Annotated in this window: 1 protein-coding gene; it reads left to right on the top strand. The window is 59.5% G+C overall.

The annotated features are described in order from the left end of the window. Window positions 1-69 precede the first annotated feature (69 nt). Complete coding sequence (locus K5R89_RS26995) at window positions 70-1563, top strand: IS91-like element ISVsa3 family transposase (RefSeq protein ID WP_001120888.1); 1494 nt, start codon at window positions 70-72, stop codon at window positions 1561-1563. Window positions 1564-1798 lie beyond the last annotated feature (235 nt).

The following is a 1798-nucleotide window of genomic DNA, read 5'->3' as shown; positions in this document are numbered from 1 at the left end:
CTGAGGGTAAAAGAACTTTCCGCTAAGCGATAGACTGTATGTAAACACAGTATTGCAAGGACGCGGAACATGCCTCATGTGGCGGCCAGGACGGCCAGCCGGGATCGGGATACTGGTCGTTACCAGAGCCACCGACCCGAGCAAACCCTTCTCTATCAGATCGTTGACGAGTATTACCCGGCATTCGCTGCGCTTATGGCAGAGCAGGGAAAGGAATTGCCGGGCTATGTGCAACGGGAATTTGAAGAATTTCTCCAATGCGGGCGGCTGGAGCATGGCTTTCTACGGGTTCGCTGCGAGTCTTGCCACGCCGAGCACCTGGTCGCTTTCAGCTGTAAGCGTCGCGGTTTCTGCCCGAGCTGTGGGGCGCGGCGGATGGCCGAAAGTGCCGCCTTGCTGGTTGATGAAGTACTGCCTGAACAACCCATGCGTCAGTGGGTGTTGAGCTTCCCGTTTCAGCTGCGTTTCCTGTTTGCCAGCCGGCCCGAGATCATGGGGTGGGTGCTGGGCATCGTTTACCGCGTCATTGCCACGCACCTGGTCAAGAAAGCGGGCCATACCCACCAAGTGGCCAAGACGGGCGCGGTCACCCTGATCCAGCGTTTTGGATCGGCGCTCAATCTGAATGTTCACTTCCACATGCTGTTTCTCGACGGTGTGTATGTCGAGCAATCCCACGGCTCAGCGCGTTTCCGCTGGGTCAAGGCGCCGACCAGCCCAGAGCTCACCCAGCTGACGCACACCATCGCCCACCGGGTGGGTCGCTATCTGGAACGGCAAGGCCTGCTGGAACGGGATGTCGAAAACAGCTATCTGGCCTCGGATGCGGTGGATGACGACCCGATGACACCCCTGCTGGGGCACTCGATCACTTACCGTATCGCTGTCGGTTCACAGGCGGGGCGAAAGGTGTTCACTTTGCAAACTCTGCCGACCAGTGGTGATCCGTTCGGTGACGGGATTGGCAAGGTAGCCGGGTCCAGCCTGCACGCCGGCGTGGCGGCCAGGGCCGATGAACGCAAGAAGCTCGAACGGCTGTGCCGGTACATCAGCCGCCCGGCGGTATCCGAGAAGCGGCTGTCGTTAACACGAGGCGGCAACGTGCGCTACCAGCTCAAGACGCCGTACCGGGACGGCACCACGCACGTCATTTTCGAACCATTGGATTTCATTGCAAGGCTGGCCGCCCTGGTACCGAAGCCCAGAGTCAACCTAACCCGCTTCCACGGGGTGTTCGCACCCAACAGTCGGCACCGGGCGTTGGTCACGCCGGCAAAACGGGGCAGGGGCAACAAGGTCAGGGTGGCTGATGAACCGGCAACACCAGCACAACGGCGAGCGTCGATGACATGGGCGCAACGGCTCAAGCGTGTTTTCAATATCGACATCGAGACCTGCAGCGGCTGCGGCGGCGCCATGAAAGTCATCGCCTGCATTGAAGACCCTATAGTGATCAAGCAGATCCTTGATCACCTGAAGCACAAAGCCGAAACCAGCGGGACCAGGGCGTTACCCGAAAGCCGGGCGCCACCGGCTGAGCTGCTCCTGGGTCTGTTTGACTGACGAGCCTGAAGGCCAACGATACCAATCAAAATGCTGCGTTCACAGCGCCGCGGCAGGGATCCGCCGTGCTGGTTGTCGGAAAAGGAGCCGCTAGTGGGAAAGAGGAGGGTAAATTTTCAGCGTTGCTGGCTCCCCGTCAGACGGATTGGGTTGCATCGCAGGGGTGTCGAAAGAGTCAACTGCGGTCCAAAGCTGTTGGACTTGGGTGAAAAGGGCGTTTATTCTTCCTATACGT

This window comes from Klebsiella sp. TF21-TM (assembly GCF_019753495.1).
GTDB classification, from domain to species: Bacteria; Pseudomonadota; Gammaproteobacteria; order Enterobacterales; family Enterobacteriaceae; genus Klebsiella; species Klebsiella quasipneumoniae.
The sequence above is the reverse complement of the archived record's forward strand: the minus strand, read 5'-3'. Positions and strand labels throughout refer to the sequence as shown.